The organism is Saccharopolyspora elongata (assembly GCF_004348985.1).
Lineage (GTDB): Bacteria > Actinomycetota > Actinomycetes > Mycobacteriales > Pseudonocardiaceae > Saccharopolyspora > Saccharopolyspora elongata.
The window spans coordinates 55451-79005 of sequence record NZ_SMKW01000002.1 but is presented as its reverse complement, the minus strand read 5'-3'; the positions used below and the strand labels follow the sequence as shown (position 1 = coordinate 79005).

General features: G+C 70.5%; 21 protein-coding genes. 13 read left to right on the top strand and 8 right to left on the bottom strand.

What is annotated here, in order from left to right:
- Window positions 1–49 precede the first annotated feature (49 nt).
- The gene (locus tag E1288_RS02060; protein ID WP_235883304.1) at window positions 50–1300 is read right to left on the bottom strand and encodes an MFS transporter; all 1251 of its coding nucleotides are present in this window, start codon (window positions 1298–1300) and stop codon (window positions 50–52) included.
- 223 nt (window positions 1301–1523) lie between these two features.
- On the opposite strand from E1288_RS02060, the gene E1288_RS02055 reads away from it, so the two are divergent.
- The gene (locus tag E1288_RS02055; protein ID WP_132479796.1) at window positions 1524–1787 is read left to right on the top strand and encodes a GlsB/YeaQ/YmgE family stress response membrane protein; all 264 of its coding nucleotides are present in this window, start codon (window positions 1524–1526) and stop codon (window positions 1785–1787) included.
- A 16-nt stretch (window positions 1788–1803) separates the two neighbouring features.
- On the opposite strand, the gene E1288_RS02050 is transcribed toward E1288_RS02055, so the two are convergent.
- A complete protein-coding gene (locus E1288_RS02050) occupies window positions 1804–2208 on the bottom strand; it encodes a DUF6292 family protein (RefSeq protein WP_132479793.1) in 405 nt (134 codons plus the stop codon).
- Window positions 2209–2461: 253 nt separating this feature from the next.
- On the opposite strand from E1288_RS02050, the gene E1288_RS02045 reads away from it, so the two are divergent.
- Both E1288_RS02045 and E1288_RS02040 read left to right on the top strand, forming a co-directional pair.
- On the top strand, window positions 2462–5212 hold the full coding sequence (locus E1288_RS02045) for a sensor domain-containing protein (protein ID WP_132479790.1): 2751 nt from the start codon (window positions 2462–2464) through the stop codon (window positions 5210–5212).
- Window positions 5213–5334: 122 nt separating this feature from the next.
- Window positions 5335–6657 (top strand): MFS transporter, encoded by a 1323-nt coding sequence (locus E1288_RS02040; protein WP_132479787.1) that lies wholly within the window; start codon window positions 5335–5337, stop codon window positions 6655–6657.
- Between the two features lie 3 nt (window positions 6658–6660).
- On the opposite strand, the gene E1288_RS02035 is transcribed toward E1288_RS02040, so the two are convergent.
- Complete coding sequence (locus E1288_RS02035; protein ID WP_132479784.1) at window positions 6661–7548, bottom strand: LysR family transcriptional regulator; 888 nt, start codon at window positions 7546–7548, stop codon at window positions 6661–6663.
- Between the two features lie 92 nt (window positions 7549–7640).
- On the opposite strand from E1288_RS02035, the gene E1288_RS02030 reads away from it, so the two are divergent.
- From E1288_RS02030 to E1288_RS02020, 3 genes are read left to right on the top strand one after another with little or no spacing between them, the layout of a single operon-like run.
- Window positions 7641–8741: an aminotransferase class V-fold PLP-dependent enzyme gene (locus tag E1288_RS02030; protein WP_165967943.1), complete on the top strand. Its 1101-nt coding sequence runs from the start codon at window positions 7641–7643 to the stop codon at window positions 8739–8741.
- Window positions 8742–8760: 19 nt separating this feature from the next.
- A complete protein-coding gene (locus tag E1288_RS02025; RefSeq protein ID WP_132479779.1) occupies window positions 8761–9303 on the top strand; it encodes a thiamine pyrophosphate-binding protein in 543 nt (180 codons plus the stop codon).
- A complete protein-coding gene (locus tag E1288_RS02020; RefSeq protein ID WP_132479776.1) occupies window positions 9300–9905 on the top strand; it encodes a thiamine pyrophosphate-dependent enzyme in 606 nt (201 codons plus the stop codon). Before E1288_RS02025 ends, E1288_RS02020 begins: the two co-directional genes overlap by 4 nt.
- On the opposite strand, the gene E1288_RS02015 is transcribed toward E1288_RS02020, so the two are convergent.
- Window positions 9887–10654 (bottom strand): SDR family NAD(P)-dependent oxidoreductase, encoded by a 768-nt coding sequence (locus tag E1288_RS02015; RefSeq protein WP_132479773.1) that lies wholly within the window; start codon window positions 10652–10654, stop codon window positions 9887–9889. The two genes, E1288_RS02020 and E1288_RS02015, sit on opposite strands and share 19 nt — an antisense overlap.
- A 212-nt stretch (window positions 10655–10866) precedes the next feature.
- Between E1288_RS02015 and E1288_RS02010 the strand changes: the two genes are divergently transcribed.
- Window positions 10867–11757, top strand: coding sequence for a prolyl oligopeptidase family serine peptidase (locus tag E1288_RS02010; RefSeq protein WP_235883277.1), 891 nt, complete (start codon window positions 10867–10869; stop codon window positions 11755–11757).
- A 58-nt stretch (window positions 11758–11815) separates the two neighbouring features.
- Here the strand turns inward: E1288_RS02010 and E1288_RS02005 are convergent, their stop codons facing one another.
- The gene (locus E1288_RS02005; protein ID WP_132479770.1) at window positions 11816–12217 is read right to left on the bottom strand and encodes an FHA domain-containing protein; all 402 of its coding nucleotides are present in this window, start codon (window positions 12215–12217) and stop codon (window positions 11816–11818) included.
- Window positions 12218–12594: 377 nt separating this feature from the next.
- Here E1288_RS02005 and E1288_RS02000 point away from each other — a divergent pair, with 377 nt between their 5' ends.
- A complete protein-coding gene (locus E1288_RS02000; RefSeq protein WP_235883276.1) occupies window positions 12595–14697 on the top strand; it encodes a sensor domain-containing protein in 2103 nt (700 codons plus the stop codon).
- A gap of 27 nt (window positions 14698–14724) precedes the next feature.
- Here E1288_RS02000 and E1288_RS01995 read toward each other — a convergent pair whose 3' ends face one another.
- Window positions 14725–15261 carry a TIGR03086 family metal-binding protein gene (locus E1288_RS01995; protein ID WP_132479764.1) on the bottom strand — a complete coding sequence of 179 codons (537 nt, stop codon included), beginning with the start codon at window positions 15259–15261 and terminating at the stop codon, window positions 14725–14727.
- 151 nt (window positions 15262–15412) lie between these two features.
- Between E1288_RS01995 and E1288_RS01990 the strand changes: the two genes are divergently transcribed.
- The 4 genes from E1288_RS01990 (at window position 15413) to E1288_RS01975 (ending at window position 19533) form a co-directional block, all read left to right on the top strand.
- The gene (locus E1288_RS01990; RefSeq protein ID WP_132479761.1) at window positions 15413–16075 is read left to right on the top strand and encodes a TetR/AcrR family transcriptional regulator; all 663 of its coding nucleotides are present in this window, start codon (window positions 15413–15415) and stop codon (window positions 16073–16075) included.
- The gene (locus tag E1288_RS01985; protein WP_132479758.1) at window positions 16068–16973 is read left to right on the top strand and encodes an ABC transporter ATP-binding protein; all 906 of its coding nucleotides are present in this window, start codon (window positions 16068–16070) and stop codon (window positions 16971–16973) included. The genes E1288_RS01990 and E1288_RS01985 overlap by 8 nt, the downstream gene beginning before the upstream one ends.
- Window positions 16970–18562, top strand: coding sequence for an ABC transporter permease (locus E1288_RS01980; protein ID WP_132479755.1), 1593 nt, complete (start codon window positions 16970–16972; stop codon window positions 18560–18562). The genes E1288_RS01985 and E1288_RS01980 overlap by 4 nt, the downstream gene beginning before the upstream one ends.
- 65 nt (window positions 18563–18627) lie before the next feature.
- Window positions 18628–19533 (top strand): pentapeptide repeat-containing protein, encoded by a 906-nt coding sequence (locus E1288_RS01975; protein WP_132479752.1) that lies wholly within the window; start codon window positions 18628–18630, stop codon window positions 19531–19533.
- On the opposite strand, the gene E1288_RS01970 is transcribed toward E1288_RS01975, so the two are convergent.
- Window positions 19522–21777 carry an ATP-binding protein gene (locus E1288_RS01970; RefSeq protein WP_165967942.1) on the bottom strand — a complete coding sequence of 752 codons (2256 nt, stop codon included), beginning with the start codon at window positions 21775–21777 and terminating at the stop codon, window positions 19522–19524. The genes E1288_RS01975 and E1288_RS01970 overlap by 12 nt on opposite strands.
- A 67-nt stretch (window positions 21778–21844) precedes the next feature.
- Here E1288_RS01970 and E1288_RS46700 point away from each other — a divergent pair, with 67 nt between their 5' ends.
- Window positions 21845–22000, top strand: a complete 156-nt coding sequence (locus E1288_RS46700; protein ID WP_165967941.1) for a hypothetical protein — start codon at window positions 21845–21847, stop codon at window positions 21998–22000.
- A gap of 124 nt (window positions 22001–22124) precedes the next feature.
- Here E1288_RS46700 and E1288_RS01965 read toward each other — a convergent pair whose 3' ends face one another.
- Window positions 22125–23471 (bottom strand): SUKH-4 family immunity protein, encoded by a 1347-nt coding sequence (locus E1288_RS01965; protein WP_268951785.1) that lies wholly within the window; start codon window positions 23469–23471, stop codon window positions 22125–22127.
- Window positions 23472–23555 lie beyond the last annotated feature (84 nt).

The following is a 23555-nucleotide window of genomic DNA, read 5'->3' as shown; positions in this document are numbered from 1 at the left end:
CCTACGAGGCAGTCCTCGGAGGGGGCGCGCCGGGAGGCGTGTTCGCTTGCTACGGGGCAGTCTCCGCCGGACGCGGAATCCTGTGCTCATCGGACGAATCGCTGTTCCGGCGCGGCAGCAGGAGCGGCGTGCCGAGGATGAGCACCCCGGCGATCGCGATGGCGACGCGGGGGCCGGTGACGGCGGCGAGCAGTCCCCAGAGGAACGTCAGCGCCGAAACGGTGGCGCCGCTGCCGATCGACCACGCCGCCAAGGTCCGGGCGACGCTGCCGGAATCGATGTTCTCGAGGCGGTAGGTGGCGAACACCGGGTTGAAGACGCCCATGCTCGTGATCAAGCCGAACTCGATCCCGATGATGAGCAGCAGGCCCGGCGGGCCGGGCGGCACGAACGCCAGGCCCACCGGCCAGCACACGGCCACCGTGCCCGCGGCGAGCATGACCCGGTGCTGCCCGAACCTCGCGACCAGGGGCCTCGCCAGCCGCGACCCGACCAGGCCGCCGATGCACGGCACGCCGAAGGCCAGGCCGTACTGCCACGGCGCGTAGCCCAGGTCGCGGAGGAGCAGGACCGTGAGCAGCGGGACTGGCGCCATGATCAGCCCCTTCACCAGGCTGTTGTTGAGGAACAGCCGCCGCAGCAGGGGATGCCGGAAGATGCAGCGCCAGCCCTCGCCGACGTCGCCGGCGCGGAACCGCGATCCGCGCCGCTCCGGCGGTCGCTCCCGGCCGCTGATCGCGCGGATCCCGAGCGCGGAGAGCAGGTAGCTGGCGGCGTTGAGCACGACGGTCGTCACGGGGCCCAACGCACCGACGGCGAACCCGCCCAGCGGCGGACCGATCGCGGTCGCCGTCCACGTCGTGGATTCGAACCTGCCGTTGGCCGCCAGCAGGTCGTCGGGCCGCACCAGCGCCTTGAGGCACGCACCGCTCGCCGCGGTGAACAGGATGTTGGCGGCCGCCACGAGCACGGACACGACGACCAGCTGGGCGAAGGTCAGCACGCCGAACGCGTAGGCCGCCGGCACGGACATCAGCACCGCGAACCGGACCAGATCCATCGCGATCATGACCGGCCGCTTCGGGTGGAACTCCACCCACGGGCCGAGCGGCACCGCGAGGACCGCACCGACCGCCAGGCCCGCGGCGGCGAGCGCGGAAACCTGCGTCGTGCTGCTGTGCAGCACCAGGACGGCGATGAGCGGGAACGCGTCGAGCGCGAGCCACGTGCCCGCCGTGCTGACCGCGTACGCCGCCCACAACCAGCCGAAATCCCGCCCCAAAGATGCACCGCGCTGCAACACCGCCGCCTCCGAAAACCGCGTGCCGACCGCAGAGATCAAACCGCTCGGCAGCGGCCGCGGTGCAACCGGTACCCCGGAGTGCCACGACGCGTGGTCCGGCGTCCTCATAGGACGATCTGGCGGAGCTCGGTGGCGTGCCCGGGCACGACCGGTGCATGCGATGCCCTCGTTCGGGGAACCCCTGTGCCGGATGGTCGATCGAGCTCAGGAGGACGCCGTCATGGGTATTCTCAGCTGGATCCTGTTCGGGCTGATCGCCGGGGCGATCGCCAAGTTCATCCTCCCCGGCCGCGATCCCGGCGGGATCATCGTGACCATCGTGATCGGCATCGTCGGCGGGTTGCTCGGCGGCTGGATCGCGACCAGTGTTGCCGGTGGTGCGGGAGTCACCGGTTTCAACCTGATGAGCTTCGTCTGGGCCGTCGTCGGCTCGGTGATCCTGCTGCTGATCTACCGGCTGATCTTCCACCGCACGCGAGCATGACCGCGCCCGGCCGAGGTCAGGCGGCGAACCGGGCCAGGCGGTCTTCGAGGTCATCGCCCGCATTGGGCAGGCGGAACGACGGGGGCTGGAGCATGCCGGGGTTGCGGCCGTCGACCGCCTCCTGCAGGAAGTCCCGCACCAGCCCCGGTTCGGGCAGGATGTCCTCGCCCATGAACTCGATGGCCGTGGTGTCCCCCCAGCCGTCGGTCTCCACCCGCAGGGCCCAGCCGCTGACCTCGTCCCAGGTCAGCAGGAGTGGGCAGTCCACGAGGGTGGGCACCTTGGAGTGCACGAGGATGATCGCCGTGGCCAACCCGCTCTCGAGGTCCACGTCGACCTCGTAGACGTCGTCGCCGAGGTCGCCCGCCACCGTGCGGACGTAGTTGATCAGTCCACCTGCCGCCGGACTCGTCATGTCCATGGTTTCCCCCTGAACCAGAACAGCGCTCCGCTGCTGTTGTCCTGGGGTAACCGGGCCGCCGACGCCGCAGACCGCCCGATGGCATGAATTCCACCCGCGTCGATCTCCCGACGCTCGGCGCAGCGGTCCATTACGCCCGCCGCGCCGATGGTTGGTGGTCTGCGGTTCCGGGAACTGCTAGGTCGGGTGCGGCCACGACGGGCGCAGCCCACGCCGCGTGCGCGGGTGGGCGGGTCTCTTCTTTGGACGGATCATGACGATCGATCCTGGGGGCGGGCCGAGCAGTGCGGGCCTTGGCGGCGAGTTGCTGGACCTCGCGCTGTCCGCGCACGGCGCGATCGGCTGGCGGTTCGACTTCGCCGATCGCAAGATCACCTGGATGCCCGGCATGGACGTGCTCCTGGACATGCCGGGCGCGACCGACGAGGCCGTCCGCGACCGGCTGACCGAGCTCATCGAGCCGTGGGCGGCGACGGCCGACCCGCCGGCCTGGCTGCGGGACGTCGATCTGGAACAGCCGATCATCACCGCGCAGGGCGAGACCCGACTGCTGCACCTGCGGGCCCGCGCGTTCGGCGACCGGCGCACCGGCGGCCTCATCGGCCTGATCCGCGAGGTGACCGGCCTGCACCGGGACCGGCAGGCCATGGAGGACCTCGCCGACCGCTACCGGCTGCTCGCCGAGCTCAGCCCCGATGCGATCTGCGTGCACCAGGACGGCATCATCAAGTACGCCAACCCGGCGATGAGCTCCATCCTCGGCGCCGAATCCTGCGAGTGGCTCCTCGGGCGGCGGGTCACGGACTTCGTGACCCCGCAGTCGGTCGTCGAGATGCGCAAGCGGCTGAAGCTGCTGACGGCGGCGGGCACGGCGACGCCGCGGTCGCACGCCCACCTGCAGCGCGTGGACGGCACCGCGGTCCCGGTGGAGATAATGGCGGTGCACACCACCTGGGAGGGGCGTCCGGCGGTGCAGGTCATCGGGCGGGACATCACCACGCAGAAGACCGCCGAAGCCGCGCTGCGCTACCAGGCGGCCCTGGTGCAGCACGTCAACAACGCCATCATCGCGACCAGCCGCGAGGGCGTGGTCACCAGCTGGAACCCGGCCGCCGAAACCGTGTACGGCGTGCCCGCCGAACAGGCGTTGGGACGGCACGTCGAGGCGCTCGTCGGCGCGCCGCTGCGGCCCGAGGCCCTGGTCGCCGAGGGCGGGGTCACCGAGGCCGTGCACCGGCACCGGGACGGCACCTCCCTCGTCGTCCGGATCTCGGCCTCTGAAATGGACTCCGGCTACGTGCTGGTGTGCGCCGACGAGACCGCGCACCGGCAGGCCGAGCAGGACTTCGCAACCGTCGTCGCGGCGCTGGACGAGGGCGTCATCGTGGTGGGCTCGACGGGCATCATCGAGGCGGTGAACCCGGCCGCCGAGCGCATCGCCGGCTCGACCGCGGCCGAGATCATCGGCACCACGCCCACGTCCTGGCCGTTCTTCAACGACGCCGGGACCTCGATGCGGCCCGATGAGCACCCGGCGGTGGTGACCCGGCGGACCGGCAAGCAGCAGAACTCGCGGGTGATCGGCTTCACCCGCGCCGACGGGCGCACCACGTGGTTGGCGGTCACCGCGCGGTCGCTGAACCCGCAGGACAGCCCGCCGCACAAGGTCGTCATCTCCTTCAGCGACATCACCGAGAGCCGGGCCGCCAGGGAGCGCCTGGAGTACGAGGCCACCCACGATCCGCTGACCGGTCTGGCCAACCGGACGCTGGTGCTGCGCCACCTCGGGGCCGCGCGGCGGCGAACGCTCCCGATGGCCGTGCTGTTCATCGACCTGGACAACTTCAAACGGATCAACGATTCCCTCGGCCACGGCGTCGGCGACGAGGTGCTGCGCATCGCCGGGAACCGGTTGGTGCGCGCGACGCCCGGGGAGGCGCTGGTCGGCCGGCTCGGCGGCGACGAGTTCGTGATCCTGGTGCACTGCGACGGCAGCCACGCCATGCTCCGCAGGCTCAGCGAGCGGCTGCTCGCCGCCCTCACCGAGCCCATCCACGTGCAGGGCCGGCAGCTGCACGTCAACGGCAGCATCGGCGTGGTGCTGGCCGGGCCGGACGACACCCGGTCCGCCCAGGACCTCCTGCGCGACGCCGACGTCGCGATGTACAAGGCCAAGGCGCACGGCGGCGGGCGCTGCGCGTTCTTCGACGTCGACCTTCGAAAACGCGTGCAGCGGCACATGGTCCTGGAGCAGGACCTGCGCCACGCCGTGCGGCGCGAGCAGCTCTGGGTGGCCTTCCAACCGGTCGTGGACCTGCGCACCGAAAGCACGGTCGCGGTGGAAGGCCTGCTCCGGTGGTGGCATCCTCTGCACGGGGCGGTGTCGCCGGGCGAGTTCATCCCGCTGGCCGAGGAGAGCGACCTGATCAACCCCATCGGCGCGCACATGCTGCGCGAGGCGACCAGCCGGGTCGCCGCGGCGCGCGAGCGCCACGACCTCGATCTGCACCTCAACGCGAACCTTTCGCCGCGCCAGCTGGAAGATCCCCGGCTGCAGGACCACGTGCAGCAGGCGCTCGCGGAATCCGGGCTGCCGTCCCACGCGCTGTGCCTGGAGATCACCGAGAACGCGATCATGCAGGACCCCGAAGCCGCGACGCGCGTCCTGACGGCGCTGCGCGAACTGGGCATCGGCCTGGCGATCGACGACTTCGGCACCGGCTACTCCTCGCTGGCGCAGCTGCGCCGGCTGCCGCTGGACATCGTCAAGATCGACCGGACGTTCATCACCGACCTCGGTTCCTCCGACGAGCTGGAGGTCATCGTCGCCGGCATCGTCGCCATGGCCCACGCGATCGGCCTCGGCGTGGTGGCGGAGGGCATCGAGACGGCCGCCCAGCTCGCCATCATCCGCGACCTCGGCTGCGACCAGGGGCAGGGCTACTACCTGGGCAAACCCGCCCCGATGGACTGGCTGTTCCCGCCGACGGCCGGTCGGCGGTGAGCACCGGCCGGTCCGGGGTCGACCATCCGGATGCTTTTCGGCGCGGTTGTCGCGCGGACCGGGCGACCAGTGGGTTTCGACTGGCTGCGGCCGGGGCCTGCTGGTCGAATCGTGCCGTGGGCATGACCGCGAATACCCCGCCCGCACCTCAACGGGACGTGCGCGGGGTGATCAGCTGGGCGCTGTGGGACTGGGGTTCCGCAGCGTTCAACACCGTGATCTTGACGTTCGTGTTCACGGTGTACTTGACCGAGAGCGTGGCCGCCGACCCGAAGAGCGGCTCGGAGTCCCTGGGCCTCGCGCTCACGATCTCGGGCGTGTGCATCGCGCTGGTCGCGCCGGTGACCGGTCAGCGCAGCGACGCGGGCGGACGCCGCAAGCTGTGGCTGGCGGTGCACACCGCGCTCGTGGTGGCCAGCACGGCCGGGCTGTTCTTCGTCCGGGACGATCCGGCCTACCTGCTGCTGGGCCTCGTGCTGATCTCGGTGGGCAGCGTGTTCTCCGAGTTCGCCACGGTGAACTACAACGCGATGCTGCTCCAGGTCTCGACTCCGGCGACGATCGGCCGCATCTCCGGTTTCGGCTGGGGCCTGGGCTATTTCGGCGGGCTGATCGCGCTGGTGATCGTGCTGATCGGCTTCGTGCAGCCCGAGGTCGGCCTGTTCGGCGTGACCTCGCAGGACGGGCTGAACATCCGCGTCGTGGCGCTGTTCGCGGCCGCGTGGTTCGCGGTGTTCGCGCTGCCGCTGTTCTTCTTCGTGCCCGAGGCGGAGTCCTCCGGCGAGCCGCTGCGCCGCGCGATCTTCAGCAGCTACGTCGTGCTCGGGAAGCGACTGGCCCGGATGTGGCGCACCGAGCGGCGGACGCTGGGTTTCCTGGTGGCCAGCGCGCTCTACCGGGACGGCCTGGCCGCGATCTTCACCTTCGGCGGCGTGATCGCCGCGGGCACCTTCGGCTTCACCGCCACCGAGGTGGTGGTCTTCGCGATCACGGCGAACCTCGTCGCCGGGCTCGGCGCGTTCCTGGGCGGTCGCGCGGACGACCGGTTCGGCCCGAAGACCGTCATCATGGCGTCGCTGATCGGGCTGGTCGTGGTGGGCGGAGCGCTGGTCGCGGTGCCCGGCAAACCGGCCTTCTGGGTGGGCGGGCTGCTGCTGGCGATCTTCCTGGGGCCGACCCAGTCGGCCAGCCGGACCTTCCTCGCGCGCATCGCCACCCCCGGCCGGGAGGGCGAGGTGTTCGGCCTCTACGCCACCACCGGCCGGGCCGTGAGCTTCCTCGGACCGCTGGCGTTCAGCGGCTTCATCGCCTTCTTCGGCACTCAGCGCGCGGGCATGGGCGGCATCGTCGTGATCCTGCTGATCGGGCTGCTGGCGATGCTGCCTGTGGCGGCCCCCGACCGCTCCGGCAACTCCGACGACCTGGCGACCACCGACGCCCCGTGACCGTCAGGCCGTCCGGCGGGCCAACGCGGGCGCCTGCCGCTTCGCGAGCGCGAGGAAGGCTTGCAGCGCCGGGCTGTGCGCTTCCTGGCTCCGCGCGGCGAGTCCGAGGCGCCGGTGGCCGGTCGGCCGCACCGGGCGGGTCACGAGCGTTCCGGGAAGCGCCGGCACCGCCAGTTCCGGCATGAGCGTCGCGCCGAGTCCGCCCTCGACCATGGCCAGCGCCGTGGAACCTTCCTGCACGGCACCGGATTCCAGCGGTTCCAGCCCGTGTTCGCGGAACGTGCTCCGGACCAGCGTCGCGCAGCCCCCCGACGACAGGATCAACGGCTCCGGCACGAGCTCGGCCAGCGGGACGACGCGGTGCCGCGCGAGGCGGTGGGTCTCGGGGACGACCAGGACCAGCTCGTCCTCGGACAAGGCGATGACGTCGTGGCCGTCCGCCGGCAGCACGACGAACGCGACGTCGACTTCGCCGTCGGCGAGCAGGTCCCTGGTCTGCAGGTCGTTGCCTTCCCGCAGGGTGACCTCGACGTCGGGGTGCTCCCGCCGGTAGGCGGCGAGGAGCCCGGGCAGCAGGCGCGTCGACGCGCTGGTGAAGCTCCCGACGCGCAGGCGTCCCGCTCGCAGTCCGCGCATCGCGAGGACTTCCTCCTCGGCCACCCGCAGGCGCGCGAGGACCGCCCGCGCGTGCTCCGCGACCCGCGCCCCCGCGTCGGTTGCGCTCGCCCCGCCACGGCCACGGCGCACGAGCCCCACGCCGAGTTCGCGCTCCAGCCCGTTCACCGCGTGGCTGACCGCGCCCTGCGTGACGTGCAGGGTGGTGGCGGCCTTCGTGAACGAACCGGTGTCGAGCACCGCGACGAGGCATCTCAGCTGTTGCAGCTCCACCATCAACCGCCTTCATGGAAGGCATGAGAACCATTCCGTTGACTCATGGTCCCAGCTTCCCGATCCTCGGTACAACCCCTGATCGAGGAGGCACCGTGGATCTGGCGAGGTTCCGAGAGCAGTTCGCCGTCCTGGACCGCATCGCGTGGCTGTCCACCCCGAGCTGCGCGCCCGCCGCCGAGCCGGTGCTGCGTGCGCTCCACGCGGAGCTCGCGAACTGGGATCTCGGCGACTTCTCCTGGCCGCAGCGCGATCAGGCGGCCCAGCACAGCCGGCGCCAGGTCGCCGGGCTGCTCGGCGTCGATCCCGAGCACGTCGCGCTCGTCCAGTCGGTGGCGGAGGCGGTCGCGACGGTGGCCGCGGCGCTGCCTGCCGGCAGCAGGGTCGTCGTCGGCGCCGAGGAGTTCCGCAGCAACATCTTTCCGCTGCTCGCTGCGGAACAACGCGGCGTGCACGTGGAGCAGGTGCCGATGCCGGGCGGTTGCCTGCGCAGCGAATCGCTGGTGGCGGCGATAGCCGAGGACACGACTCTGGTGGCGCTGAGCGACGTGCAGTCCGCGACCGGTTGGCGCACCGATCTGGCGGCCGTTTCGGCGCGGTGCCGGGAAGTGGGTGCGCAGTTGTTCGTCGACGCGACGCAAAGCGCCGGCGTGCTGGCGCTGCCCGAAGACGTGGAACCCGACTTCATCGCGATCCACGGCTACAAGTGGTTGTTGTGCCCGCGCGGCGCCGCATGGTTCTACGTGCGCCCCGACCGGCTTGCCGCGCTCACGCCGCTGGCGCCCAACGTCAAGACCTCGCCCGAACCACAGGACTACTACGGCGGTCCGCTGTCCTACGCGCCCGGCGCACGCAGGCTCGACATGTCGCCGTGCTGGCCTTCCTGGGCCGGCGCTGCCGCCGCGCTCGACCTGCTGATGGCGCTCGACTCAGCTGAGCTCGAACGGCACTGCCTGGAACTGGCCGGGCTGCTCCGGGAAGGCGCCCAGGAGCGGGGATTCCGCTGCTCCCCCACCGAACGGCCGAGCCACATCGTCACCATCGCGGTCCCAGACGCCGACGTCGCGGTGCACCGGCTGGCGGCCCGCGATGTGCGTGCGACGGCGCGGGCCGGTGCCCTAAGGTTCGGCCTGCACGGCTTCAACACGGCCGACGACGTCTCGCGCACCTTGTCCGCCCTCGAATCCACCGCCTGACGCCCAACGGAGCTGATCCATGGCCGGATCCAATGCGTACACCGACGCCGCGGTCGCCGGCGTCCTCGACTGGGAACCCGAACTCCTCGTCCACGTCCCGTCCTCGCACGCGGCCCCGCTGATCCGCGCCTTCGAGCAGGCCGGCACGCCGTCGGTGCTGGCGAACCGCGAAGAGGAGGCCGTCGGCATCGCGGGCGGCGCAGCCCTGGCGGGCAAGCGAGCGCTCATCGTCATGCAGGACAACGGTTTCGGCAACGCCCTGACCGCGCTCACCACCTTCGCCAAGGCCTACCACGTCGGCCTGCCGATCCTGGCGAACACCCGCGGCGGGCTCGGCGAGTACAACGCGATGATCCACGAGTTCTCCGCCGCGGTCCCGGCGCTGCTGACCACGGCGGGCATCCACCACACGCCGCTGGGCCCGCACGTCTCGCCGGAGGCCTGGCGGGTCACCACGCGGGACCTGTGCCGCACCGCGGTGATGACCCGCCGCCCCATGGTCGCGCTGCTGGACCTGCTGCACCCCGCCGTCGAACTGCGCCCCGAGGAGGCCGCCCGATGATGGACCGCCTCACCGCCCTCGCGGTCGTCGACGACGTCGTCGGAACCGACCCGCTGGTCGTCACCTGCGGTGCCACGGCGCGGGAACTCGCCCACCACCACGGCCGCGACAGCCACCTGTACCTGCTCGATTCGATGGGCCTGTCCGCGGCGGTCGGCCTGGGCATCGCCCTGGCAGGCGATCACCGGGTATGGGCGATCGAAGGCGACGGATCGCTGCTCATGGGCCTGAACGCGCTCCCGACGCTCGGGGCCAACGCACCCGCCACGTACACGCTGATCGTGCTCGACAACCACCAGCACGCATCGGCGGACAAGATGCCGACGCAAGCCGAACACGTCCGGCTCGCGCATCTCACGGCCGCGGCGGGGCTGAAGACCGCGGCGGCGATGGACCCCGACGGACTCCGCGAAGCGCTGCTGAACGCCCGGGCCTCCGCCGGCCCGACAGCGGTGGTGGCGCGAATAGCGGGCGGAAACGCGCCGAACACCCCCTGGCTCCTCGACGACCCGGCAACGATCGCCACCCGCTTCCGCCAGAACCTCCTTCTCCAGCAACATGATTCGGCCACCGGCCGCGATGGTCATGCGGAGGTTTTGTAGACGCTCCAGCCCCCGTCGACGACGAGGCTTGCTCCCGTTATGAAGGACGCCTCTTCGCTGAGGAGGAAGCCAATCGGCGCCGCGATCTCTTCGGGATCTCCGATCCTTCCCGCCGCGGTCTGCTCCGCCGTCCGCTTGCGGTCCGCTTCCGGGACCTCGTCCCAGGCTCGGGTCAGGATCGGTCCCGGGAGGACGCTGTTGACCCTGATGCGCGGGCCGTACTCGACCGCCAGTTGCCGGGTCAGGCCCGTCAGCCCCGCTTTCGCCGCCGCGTAGGCGGGGCGGCCGGGCAAGCCGACCAGGGCGTGCACCGACGAGGTCAGCACCGCGGCTCCCGCCGTCTCGGCCAGGTCTTCCAGGCACGCCTTGAACCCGAGGAACGCTCCCGTGAGGCTGACCGCCAGCTGGTGGTCCCACGACTCGCGGGTGGTCGCGTCGGCGGGCGCCACCTGGACCGCGTAGGCGTTGCCGACCAGCGCCGAGACCGGCCCGAACGCTTCGCGCGCGGCGTGCACCGCCGCAATCCAGTCGGCCTGGTCGGCAACGTCGCAGCGCTGGAAAAGCGCCCGCCCGCCGGCCGAGTTGATTTCGGCGGCCACCGCGCTGCCGCCTTCGGCGTCCACGTCGGCAACCAGCACACCGGCGCCCTCGGCCGCGAGCCTGCGCGCGGTGGCCGCTCCGATGCCCGATGCCGCGCCGGTCACGACGGCCGTCCGGCCCGACAACCGGTCCGATGCCACAGCAGCCATGTTCCTCCGTCCCTCGGGATTCCGGTCCATGCTGCCCCCGGCTCGGCCGATCCACCAGGGCCCGCGGGCGGAAAACCAGGGGACCCCGGGGCCGGAGGGCGCGGAAGCGGTCTTGCAGACCAGCGAATGGACGCTGATCTGGTTGCCGCTCAACCGCTCCAGTGCCGGAGTGTCCACTTTCTACTTCCGCCTTCGGAGAGGTGCCGCCGCACTTGACGACGCCCGCCGCGGTATCAACGACCTACCTGTGGACCGACGACCCGCGCTGGCTGCTGTACCTGCAGGACACCGACGGCAACGAGGACTGGCACCTCTACCGGGTGGACCTGGACTCGCCGGACGTGCCCGCGGTCGTCCTGACACCGATGGAGCAGGGATCGCGCGTGTTCGGCGCCGAGCCGTTGCCCTCGGTCCCCGGGAGCGTGCTGGTCGCGATGAACCGGCGGCCGATGTCCATCGACCTGTTCCGGATCGACGTCGCCACCGGCGAGACGACACTGCACCTGGAGCAGGCCGACCCGAGGGGCCACGTCCTGCTCGACCGCAACGGCGAGCCGGCGTTCCACTCGCTGCTGGCCGAGGACGGCGCCCACGAGTTCTCCGCGATCGACCCCGGGACCGGGCAGAAGCGGCTCCTGCGCCGCATCGGCGGCGCGGAGCACCCGGTGGGGGTGCAGCCGCAGCTGGTGACGCCCGACGGGAAGGGACTGCTGGTCGGCACCTACCAGGACTCCGACGACCTGCGACTGGTCCGCATCGACCGGGAGACCGGCGAGGAGAAGCTGGTACCGCTACGTCGGCGATCCCGACGACCCCGCCCAGGAGGCCGACATGCTGGCCCGCTCGCCCATCACCATGACCGACCGGATCCGCACCCCGCTGCTGGTCGCCCAGGGCGCCAACGCGTCCGCGTCGTCCAGGCCGAATCCGACAACATCGTCGCGTCCCTGCGCGACCGCGGCGTCCCCGTCGAGTACATCGTCGCCGAGGACGAAGGCCACGGCTTCGAGAACCCCGAGAACCAGTTCCGGCTGTACCGCGCCATCGAGCGGCACTTCGCCGAGCACCTCGGCGGCCGCCGCGACACCTCGGCCCCGGCATAACGGCCACCACGCCTGCGGCGATCATCCGGTGTGGACGATCGCCGCGGGACCGCGGGCGTCAGGCCGCGCGGAAGGTGAACCGGTAGGTGCCGATCCAGAGCTCGTCGCCGTCGGACAGCTCCGCCCGGTCGACCGGGCTGCGGTTGAGGTAGGTGCCGTTCAGCGAGCCCGAATCGGTGATCGCGTACCGGTCGCCGACGCGGTGGATCCGGGCGTGCCGGAGCGAGACCGTGGGCGCGTCGAGCGTGATGTCGCAATCCCGGCCGCGTCCCACGGTCACCGCGTCGGCGACCGGGATGACGGTGCCCTCGTGGGGACCACGACGGACCACCAACGCCGCGCCCCCGCCTGCGACGCGTGGTGCGGGCGTGGCGGGCCCGGCCTGCGCCGGGATCGCGGGCGGCTCGTCGCCGAAGGTTCCGACGGGCATGGCGGCCGCACCGCATCGACTCTGGTTCATGGCGTCCTCCTGACGGATTCGAGTCGCCGTCGCGCACGCGGCGGCTGCCGGTGCAGGTCGTCGGGGGAACCCGCCAGGCCCGGCACCGTTGCGGCCGGGCCCGTGCAATCCAAGTTACCGACGAAACCATGGCAATCCTTGAGAATTGGCTGAGAGGACACCAGGAATTCACCCGTGCCGAGCAATGCGGGATCCACCCATCGAACTGGTCCACAGTGGATCACGGTGGAACACGAATACGAAATCAGTTCAATGTTTCGCCCGGTGCGCCGATGCCGAAGTCCCAGCGCAGTGGCCTTGCACACGTTCTCCCGAGCGGGAGCCGACCGGGAACTGTTGTTCGGTCCGCGCCGTCGCTACGCTCTACGGCGGCAACCGTGCAAGTCCGGGTGCATTCGGGGGCGATAATTCTGCAAACGAAGAACGGGCTGACCCATTCGGAACAACTCGGGTTCCCGCAGGCGCAAGAGGTCGGACTCGACCTGCTGGCCACCGCCATCAACGAGTACGCGATCTTCATGCTCGACGCGAACGGGACAGTGACGAGCTGGAACCCGGGCGCCGAACGCATGAAGGGCTACCGCAGCGACGAAATCGTCGGGCGGCACTTCTCCGTGTTCTACCCGCCCGAGGCCGCGGCCGAACGCCGGCCGGAGCGGGAGCTCGAACACGCCGCGCGCACCGGCTACCACCAGGCCGAGGGGTGGCGCGTCCGCAAGGACGGCACCCGCTTCTGGGCCCACGTCGTCACCGCCGCGCTGCGGTCCTCCGACGGCAGCCTGCGCGGCTTCGCCAAGGTCACCAGGGACGACACCGAGTCCCACACCCGGCTGGAGCGCTCCAGCGAGCGATTCACCAACCTGATGGGCCTGGCCCCGGTGGGCATCGCCCTGTTCGACGAGTCGCACCGGCTGGCCCGGGCCAACGACGCGTTGTGCGACCTGCTGGATTCGGAGATTTCCGAGCTGCACGGCACGCGTGCCGACGACCTGCGGCACCCCCAGGACCGGTCGGGCCCGCTCGTCATGATCTCGGATGCGCCGACCCACCGGGTGCTCAAGCGGGCCGACGGCAGGCCGGTGCACTGCGACCTCCGCTGCGCCGCCGCGGTGCAGGACGACGGGCGGCTGTTCTGGCTGGTGGCGTTCCAGGACATCACCGAACGGCACCAGCGGGCCGAGGAGCTCCGCTACCAGGCCACCCACGACTCGCTGACCGGGCTGTTCAACCGCCGCGCGGTCAAGGAACTCCTCGACGAACTGGTGAGCGGGCCCGACGCCGAGCGGGTCGGCGTGCTGTTCTGCGACATCGACAACTTCAAGCGGGTGAACGACTCCCTGGGCCACGACGCCGGGGACGAGCTGGTCGCGACCCTGGCCCGCAGGCTGCGCAGCGGCATGCCGCCGGGATGCGTCCCGGCCCGGCTCTCCGGTGACGAGTTCGTGGTGGTCTGCCGCGACGTCGACGCCGTGGGCGGCCTGGAGGCGCTGGGCGCGACGGTGTCCGGCCTGCTCCGCACCGTGGTGCGCCTGCAGGGCCAGCCGGTGCAGGTGTCGGCCGCGGTCGGCTGCGCGATGCCCGACGGCACCGCGACCTGCGGCGACGACCTGCTCCGCTTCGCCGACGCCGCCATGTACCGGGCGAAGCGGCGCGGCCCGGGGCGGGTGGCGCTGGCCGATCCGGGGCAGGCCCAGGCCATCAGCCAGCAGCTGCGGCTGGAGGCGGAGCTGCGCGAGGCCATCGACGACGACGACCTCGTGCTCCACTACCAGCCCGTGGTGGACGTCGCGGGCAACGTGGTCTCGGCCGAGGCGCTGGTCCGGTGGCAGCACCCCGAGCACGGCCTGCTCTACCCGGACGTCTTCCTGCCCGTCGCCGAGCAGGGCGACCTGCTGCGCGACCTGGACCGGTGGGTGCTGCGCACCGCCCTGCGCCGAGCCGCCCGGTGGCCGACCGTCGGCGGGCGCCCGGTCGGCATCGCGGTGAACCTCGCCGGGTTGCTGCCCGACGGCCCGGAGTTCACCGCCGAGGTGACCGGGGCCATCGCCGAATCCGGCATCGAGCCGAACCGCGTCGTCCTCGAGCTGGTCGAGACGGTGCTGGTCGACCTGCCGAGCGGGCCGCGCCGCGCGATGCTCGAACTCGTCGCCCGCGGCGTGCGGTTCGCCGTCGACGACTTCGGCACCGGCTACTCCTCGCTGGCCCGGATCAAGGACCTGCCGGCGCAGATCATCAAGGCGGACCGCAGCTTCGTCTCCGACCTCGGCGTCGGCTCCCGCGATCTGGCGGTCGCCCGCGCGGTCGCGGAGTTCGCCCGCGCGCTGAACTGCCAGACCGTGGCCGAAGGCGTCGAGACGGTGGAGCAGTTCAACCTGCTCGCCAGCGTCGGGATCGACGTGTACCAGGGCTTCCTGTTCGCCCGCCCGGTCCAGGAGGACCGGTTCACCGCCCTCCTGGAGCAGGGCCTGCCGCTGCCGTGACCCGATCCCGTTGCCGGGCAACGGAATTCACGGAGTGCGGCCGGTGATGGCGACGATGCGATCGAGCAGCGGGGCGTCGGCCGGGGTCTCGACGGGACTCCCCCACAGGCTCTTGATGGGGGCGTTCGGGACGAACTCCGCCACGTGGTCGAGGCAGGCCCGCAGAGTCTCCTCGGGCAGCTCGAAGGGCTGAGCGGTCGCCTTCGCGAGGTCCCAGCCGTGCACGACCACCTCGGTGAGCGCGATCTTGCCCCACACCTCGTTCGGCAGCTCCACTCCCGCGCCGCCGGAGTTGCCCCGCCAGGCCGCCGGGTCGTCCCACGCCTCGCCGAGCGCCCGGACGTGCTCGGCGACCTCGTGCCGCCAGTCGTCGCCGAGGTCGGCGGCTCGCTCGCCGACGTCGCGGCCGGCGAGCGCGGCGAAGCCGTGAGCGGCCTCGTCGACGTGGTCGATCAGGTCGCCGACGGTGTACTCGGCGCAGGGTGTGGGGGCGGCGAGCTGGTCGTCCGCGATGCCTGCCAGCAGGTCGTTCATCCGGCGGCAGGCCGGCTTCAGGTCGATCACTGATCCTCCTCGGGTTCCGTTCCCCGATGTAGACGGCTCGCGGAGCCGGGAATCGTCGCCGCGCGCCGAAACCATCACTCCCGCGCTACACGCGTGTGTAGTATCCTTCTCGTGTGAATAGTCAGATGCACGTGTGGGTAGGTGACGGGACATGAGCCTGCCGGGACTGGATCCGGAGGACCTGACCGCTCGAGCGCGGATCCGGGACGCGGCGCTGCGGCACTTCGGCGAGCACGGCTTCGACCGGGCGACGATCCGCGGGATCGCCGAGACGGCGGGCGTGTCGTCGGGGCTGGTGCGCCACCACTTCGGCTCCAAGGAAGCGCTGCGCGACGCCTGCGACGCCTACCTCGCCAAGGTCCTGAACGGGATCAACGACGACGTCAGGGCCGACAGCGCGCCGGGCGGCGTGAACTACGTCGGCGTCGCGGGCGCCGCCTTCGGCCCGTACCAGCGGTACGTCGCACGAGCGCTGGTCGAGGGGCGGGCCGCGCCGCTGTTCGACAAGCTCGCCGAGCTGGGCGCGCAGTGGCTGGCGGAAGCCGACCGGAAGCGTTCCGATCCGCCGGAGGTGTCCCCGGAGCAGCGCGCGACCGTCAGCGCGGCGATGGCGCTGTCCATCTCCGTCATGCACGAGCACGTGTCCCGCGGCCTCGGCGTCGACGTGTTCACCCCGCAGGGCGAGGACGTGCTGGCCCGCGTCCTGCTCGACCTCTACTCCCATCCGCTCCTCAGCCCGGAGGAAGCCGCCGCCATCCGGTCGCGGCTGCCCGCCGGTGGAAACCCCGTTCCCGAAGAAGGCCTCGATGACTGACGCGATATCGATCACCGGTCTGGTCAAGGAGTTCGGCCGGACCACGGCGCTGGACGGCCTCGACCTCGCGGTGCGCACCGGTGAGGTGCACGGCTTCCTCGGCCCGAACGGCGCCGGGAAGAGCGCGACGATCAGGATCCTGCTCGGGCTGTTGCGCGCCGACGCGGGCACCACTCGGCTGCTCGGCGGCGATCCGTGGCGGGACGCGACGAGCCTGCACCGCAGGCTCGCCTACGTGCCGGGCGACGTCACGCTCTGGCCCGGACTTTCCGGCGGCGAGGTCATCGACCTCCTCACGCAGCTGCGCGGCGGCGCCGACCACGCCAGGCGCGCGGAGCTGATCGACCGCTTCGACCTGGATCCCCGCACCAAGTCCCGCGTCTACTCCAAGGGGAACCGGCAGAAGGTGGCGCTGATCGCCGCGCTCGCCTCCGATGCCGAGCTCCTCATCCTCGACGAACCCACCTCGGGCCTGGACCCGCTGATGGAGGTGGTGTTCCGCGACGTCGTCCGGGAGGAGGTACGGCGCGGCGGCCGGACCGTGCTGCTGTCCAGCCACATCCTCGGCGAGGTCGAGGAGTTGTGCGATCGCGTCACCATCATCCGCGACGGCCGGGCCGTCGATTCCGGTTCCCTCGCCGAACTCCGCCACCTGGCCCGCACCTCCGTGCGCGCCGAACTCGCCGGCCCCGCGGACGGGCTCGCCGAGCTCCCGGGAGTGCACGACCTCTGGACGGAGGACGGCCAGGTGTGCTTCGAAGCCGACGCCGACGCCCTCGGTCCGGCGCTGAGCCGGCTCGGCTCGATCGGCGTTCGCAGCCTCGTCAGCCGGCCGCCCACGCTCGAAGAGCTCTTCATGCGGCACTACGGCAAAACCCCTGCGGAGGCCACCCGATGAGCAGCCTCGCCGGAACCTCCCGCCTGGTGCGGCTGGCGCTGCGCCGCGAGCGGAACATCGCGCCGTGGTGGGTACTCCTGCTCGTCACCATGTCGTTGATCATGGTCGCCTACATCAACCGGAACATGGGCACGCCGGAGCTGAAGGCGACCTACACCGCGATGATCAACCAGAACGCCTTCTTCCGGGCACTCGGCGGCGGAACCGTCGAACCGGACCTCGGCGTCCTCTCCTCTTGGCGCAGCGGCGGATTCCTGTACGTGATGAACGGTCTCGCCGCCCTGATGGCCGTCGTCCGGTACACCCGCGCCGACGAGGACGCCGGCCGGACCGAGCTGCTGCGCGCGGGTGCGGTCAGCCGCTACGCCGCGCTGACCGCCGCCCTGGCGGTGGCGGGCGGGGTGAGCCTGGCCGGTGGCGCGCTGACCGCCGTCGTGCTGATCGCGACCGGGCTGGACCCGGTGGGGTCGATCGCCTACGCGGCGGGCATCACCGCCGCCGGTTGGGTGTTCGGCGGAGTCGCCGCGGTCGCCGCCCAGCTCGCGCAGAACGCCCGCACCGCAAGGGCTTTCGCGCTTTCCGCCCTCGGCGCCGCCTACGTCCTGCGCTACGCCGGCGACGCGAGCGGGCAGTATTGGATGACGTACGTGTCGCCGATCGGCTGGAGCCACCTGGTGGCGCCGTACCGCGACGAGCGGTTGTGGATGCTCGCGGTGTCGATCGCCACGGCCGCGGCGCTGTCGGCCATCGCCTACCGCCTGGTGGATCGCCGCGACCTCGGAGCCGGGCTGATCCCCGAGCGCACCGGGCCCGCGTGCGCGCCGCGCCTGCGCGGCCCGATCAGCCTGTCCTGGCGCCTGAACCGCGGCCTGCTGGTGAAGTGGGCCGTCGGGCTCGCGGTGTTCGCGGCCGCCGCCGGCGCGCTGAGCACCCTGGCGCACCAGCTGCTCAACGCGCCCGGCGCGGCCCGGCTGCTGGAGAACTTCGGCGGCCGGGTGGGTCCGGAGCTCCACTACTTCCTGTGGCCGATCATCCTGATCTTCGCGCACGTCATCGCCCTGTACCCGGTGCTGATGGTCCAGCGGCTGCGCGCCGAGGAGAGCAGCGGCCGGGCCGAAGCAGCGCAGGCCACGCCGATGACGCGGCTGCGCTGGGCGGCCGGGCACCTGCTGGTGACCGGCCTCGGCACGGCGGCGCTGCTGGCCGTCACCGGGCTCGTCTTCGGGGTGTTCTTCGCTTGGCTCGTGGGCGATTTCGCGACGGACGTGCCGCGCATCCTCCTCCAGGCGATGGGAACCGTCCCGGCCGCGTGGCTGGTGGGCGCGGTCTGCGCGTTCGCCTACGGGCTCCTGCCGAAGGCGAGCGGGGCGATCTGCTGGGCGGTGTGGGTGGCAACGGCGGCGCTGGGGCAGATCGCCGGCCCGCTGTACGGCGTGTGGGGCGGGACGCCGTTCGAGCCGTTCCACTACATCCCGAACACCATCGCCGGAAACCCGTTCGACCCGGGCCCGGCGCTGGCGATGATCACGCTGTCGGCCGCCCTGCTCAGCGGCGGACTGCTGGCCCTCCGCCACCGGGACTTCGGATAAGGGCACATTCCGGGGATGGGGCCAGCCGGTCGTGAAGTCACAGTCAGCTCCGAAGCGGAACATGCGTGGACCTCACACCGACCTGCCGGGAAGGAACAGGAGAAGCCACCACCGGTTTCGGCGCCAACCCCGCCCGTCCAACCGGTTTCGAAGGCAGCATGGAGATCGTGACGGAAAAGGTGATCAAGCTTGTCGGTTGGACGTGCATCGCAGTAGTCTCCTCGATGCTGATGGTCGTGGTTGTCGCGGCATTCGGGCCGCTTCCCGGCTACGTGCTCGAGTCTTCCCCGGCCGCAACCGCGTTGAACGGGAACGACCGGGTGAAGGCGGAAACCGACGTCCGCACGGCCCTTCTCCAGGCCGTTGGCGGTGTGCTGCTCGTGATCGGCGCTGTTACCGCGTGGCGGCAAATGCTCGTCGCGCGCGGCCAGCAACTGGTGGCCCGCCGGATCGCCGTCACCGACGCATTCAGCAAGGCGGTGGAACAGCTCAGCAACCGCGAGTCCGTGGCTCTGCGGCTGGGCGGAATCTACTCGCTGGACCGGGTCGCCGACGACGATCCGGCCGAGCAGCCGCGAGTGGCCGAAATCCTGTCGGCATTCGTGCGCGACCATGCCCGCCAGCAGCCACCGCATCAGGACGTAGCGGCCGCCCTGACAGTGCTTTCGCGGCGGGATTGGCCGTGCGAAGTCGACCTGGTGGGAACCTGCATCGCCGGAGCGCACCTGCCCGGCGCCCGGCTGGAACGGGCTCGGCTCAAAGGAGCTGATCTCAGCGGAACAGATCTGACCGGGGCGGTGCTTCGGTCAGCCGACCTGGGCGATGCGGATCTCCGCAATGCCGATCTGTCCGGCGCTGATCTCCAAGCCGCGCGGTTGGCCGGTGCGAAGCTTTCCGGTGCGGTCACCGACCGGGCCACGCGGTGGCCCGTTGACTTCGTCCCGGAAAAGCATGGTGTCCTACTCCGTTGATTGCCGCAGGCCCGCGTGCCTCTCGGTCAATCCGACCATGTCCAATGCCGTGTCGATCGCTCTGGGAAGATTGACACGAGGCTTCTCCTCGAACCCGATGCCACCATCCGCCCACTGTGGGACCAGCAGAAACCGGCAGATGTAATCGGGAACCGGCAGCGGAGCCAGGTCGCCTGCCGCCTCGTCCAAGCCCTGCCGCGCCTTCGCGAGCTCCCCGAGCTTCACCAAAGCCATAGCGGCGTTGTAGCGGCTGAGGGCCCGGGCTTTTGGCTCATCCGTCAGCGGAATGGCCTTTTCCGCCCAGTCCAATGCACTCATCGGCTCGCCTCGCACGAGCGCGAGATAGGCGAGGTTGTTGGCGGCCATCCACGACGGCTCGAACCTGAACGCGGTGCTGAGGTGCTCGACCGTTCCCGAGACGTCGCCATCGGCGTAAGCATCGAAGGACTCGGTGATATGGCACCCGGCCATCGCGCTCCTTTCGGCCGGCCCTGCATGCTCCACGAGCCAATCCCGCACGTCGGGCCATGGCTTCAGCGGCAACCGCATACGTTCGGCACGCAACTCCCCGCCCAGTGCGCTCGCTCGCTCACGAGCTGCGCGGAACGCCGGGAGTTCAGTCAGTTCGATGTCGTCGACATCCCGCGCATACAGCCAGCGAACGGCGGTCGTTCCGGCGTAGGTGCATTGCACCACGGTGACGTCCAGTGCCGCCGGGAACCTGCACCGCACGATCGCTTCGTGCAGATACTGAATCCTGGCACTCGTCGCCGGGCTATCCGGCAACGAGTCCAGGAGTTCCAGGCAGGACTCCAGGTTGCCTTGGGTCATCCCGTAGCAGCACGTCGAAAGCAACCGAACCGGCCGGCCGGTGACCACGTCCTCGAGCGCGTATTCCAGTCGACGGGTCAGCAGCGCCCGGAACCTGTACCGGCTGACGAGTTGCGGATGTCGCGGCTGGCCGATCTTGTTGAGCGTCCAGAGCCGGACGTAGATGTGGTCGAACAGATCGCCTGGCAGTCGGACGGCTCCGTCGTCGATCTCGACGATCCGCTTCGCGACGAAGCCGTCCCGGAAGCCATCGAACGCCTCCCGACTGATCGACGGTGCACCCGTGATGCAGTGGGAGAACCAGAGCTCATCAACGGTGCTGCTTTCAAGGGACGAACACAGCAGGTTGAGCGCCACGAGCTCGTCGACGGACATCTTCCGCACGGCCGAGATCAAGGGCCGGTCCTGCACCTGCCCGCCGACCTCCATGACCTCGCGGACGCTGTCGAGAGTTCCCGGGGACAGCACCATCTTCGATGTCTCTCCGGACTGCCATCGGTGGAACATCACGTGGCAGAAGAACTGGATCTCGTAGGGGTTCCCGTCGGTGAGCGACATCAAGTCCTGGACGACGCCGTGGAAGTCCTCGAAGCAATCGTGCGAATCCAGTCCCAATGAGCGCAGCGGGCGCATCACGCAGTTGTGCACGTCGGCAACTTCATTGAACTGCTCGACCTTGATCGGTTCGAACTGCCGCAGCAGCGCATCGAAGACTTCGCTGATCCGCACCAGTAGATCCGTGGTACCGGCCAGGACGAAGACGTAGCCGCACAACTGCGTTCCCAGCGTTCGCAGCATGGACAACACGTCCTTGCGGTCAGCCACCAGCTGCGCCTCGTCCACGAGGAGCACGATCGGCTGCCCCGCTTGCTCGGCCAAGTACTCGAGATCTGCACGTAGCGCCATCTCCGACAGGCGACCACCGGCCCAGGCTTGCGCGACGTTCTCCGGAAATTCCAGGGGAAAGTCGTCCTGCGTCCCACCGTGCATGACCCGGCGCACGAGTCTGGACGTGATCTTCCGGCCATCCGACGCAGTCAGACCTACGGCTTCACCGACCGCGCCGATGATTGCCTCGTACGCCTTGGCGAAGAACGCGACGGGATCCGCGTCCGCGGGGACCAGGTCCAACCGTGCCGTGACATATCCGCGTTGGCGGGCAAGAGTCTGCGTCATGTTGAGCAGGCTCGTCTTGCCTGCCGCACGTTGGCCGTGCAGGGCGATGTACCCGGCCGGATGATCGGGTCCAGCCTGGTCCAGGACGTAGCTGATCCGCGATAGCTCCACGTGCCGACCCGCGAAGAGGTCGCCGCTGCGCACTGGATTGGCGTAGTCGAAGGGGTTGCGCAATGCGGAGATTTCCAACAATGCCTCCAGCCGTGTCCCTGCGGATTCGACATCGTGCAAGGCCAACGCCCACAATAAGCAACAGGCAACCGGGATAGGCCGAGAATGACGGAACTCCACAATTTCGTACGGGGTGTGGGGCGGGACGCCGTTCGAGCCGTTCCACTACATCCCGAACACCATCGCCGGAAACCCGTTCGACCCGGGCCCGGCGCTGGTGATGATCACGCAGTCCGCCGCCCTGCTCGGCGGCGGACTGCTGGCCCTCCGCCGCCGGGACTTCGGATAAGGGGTGTTCAGCGGCCTTTCCAGACCGGTTTGCGCTTCCCCGCGAAGGCCTTGAGCCCCTCGACGCGGTCCTAAGTCATCGCTGCGCTCGGTGATCGCCACCCCGCTGCACATCGCCTGGTCGGTCAGGATGCCGGGGCGAGGATGAAGGTGCTCCCGTCGTCTTCGGGAACCGCTACCGCGAGCCCGGTTTCGGCCAGCGCCTCCGCGATGAGCTCCCGGTCGCCGGCCCACTGCAGCGGGAGCTCGTCGGTGAGGTTGCCGCGGGCGTCGAAGCATTCGGTGTGCCGCTGGGTGACCCAGAAGACCGCCTTCGGCTCTTGCCCCGGCCGGGTCCGCTCCTGGACCTGCCGCCAGCCTCCGGACGGCGTCGGCCAGAGGTCGGGCTCGGCGATGTAGCCGTGCTCGGCGAGGCGACCGAAGGCCCGCGCGATCCGGCAGAGGTCGGACGGCCGGTCGGTGGCCAGGCAGGTCACGACCCCGTCCTTCGGCTCGTTCAGGCCGTGGACCGAATCGAAGAGCGCCTTCATGGCGGCATCGGATCGCTTGCGCAGTTCGTCGGCGTCCAGGTCCAGGAGGTCTTCGTCCTCGTCTTCGTCTTGTTCGGGAACGGAGACGACGAGGCCCTCGCGGGCGAACTCCGACTGGATCCTCGAGGTCAGCCCGCCTCGCCAGGCGATGGCGACGTCCTTCGCGAGCGAGCCGTCCGCGCCGAAGTGGTCTTCCAGCTCGGCCGACGGGCTCAGCAGGCCTTCGCCGTCGGTGTAGGCGGCGAAGTCCTCGGCGTCGACGACATCCCAGCCCTGTGCCTCCAGCCGGCGAAGCGCCCGGTCGAACCGGTCGCGGTGCGAGCCACTGCCCGCGGCAGGCTCGTCCCCGGACACCGCTTCGGCGACCTCCGCGCGCCGCTGCTGGAGGAACGCGCGCGCTTCGTCGATCGCGCCCCGGTCCATCAGGTGCTCCAGCACCATCGACCACCACGCCTCGGTGCTGTCGAACGCGTCCGGGTCCAGTTCCTTCAACGACTGCCACAGCTTCTCGGTGTAGTCCTGACCGGCGTCCGGGTCGCCGTTCAACGCCTGCTGGCGCAACCGGATCCGGTGGAGGAACTCGACGAAGTTAGCCAGGGAGCTGTTGACCTTCTCCGCCTGCGCCTGGCCGTCGAGCGAGAGCAACCCGACGACGCCACTACCGATGTCGAGGAAGTAGCGCATGCCCGCGTCGCCCGCGGTCCCGCCGAGGATGAACACCTCGACATCTCCGTTGCCGGTCTTGAACACCACCGGGGAGCCGGTTCGCGGCTCGTCCGGGAGGAAGGTGGTGAACACCTGGTCCGCGCGGACCGGCAAGCCCACCTGGCAGAGGACTTCCGCGTCGGCGTCGGAGAATCCCCGCCCGCGGGCCTGCTCCTCGTCCATCAGCAGCAGGCCTTCGTCACCGAATGCTTCGACCATGTCCTCGTGGGTAATCAAGATGCAGCACCTTCGCCGTCGCGCCCGGATTGATCAACTTCCGGCAGCTTCGACGGCGCGGGAGGCGGTTCGGTTCCGCCGCCG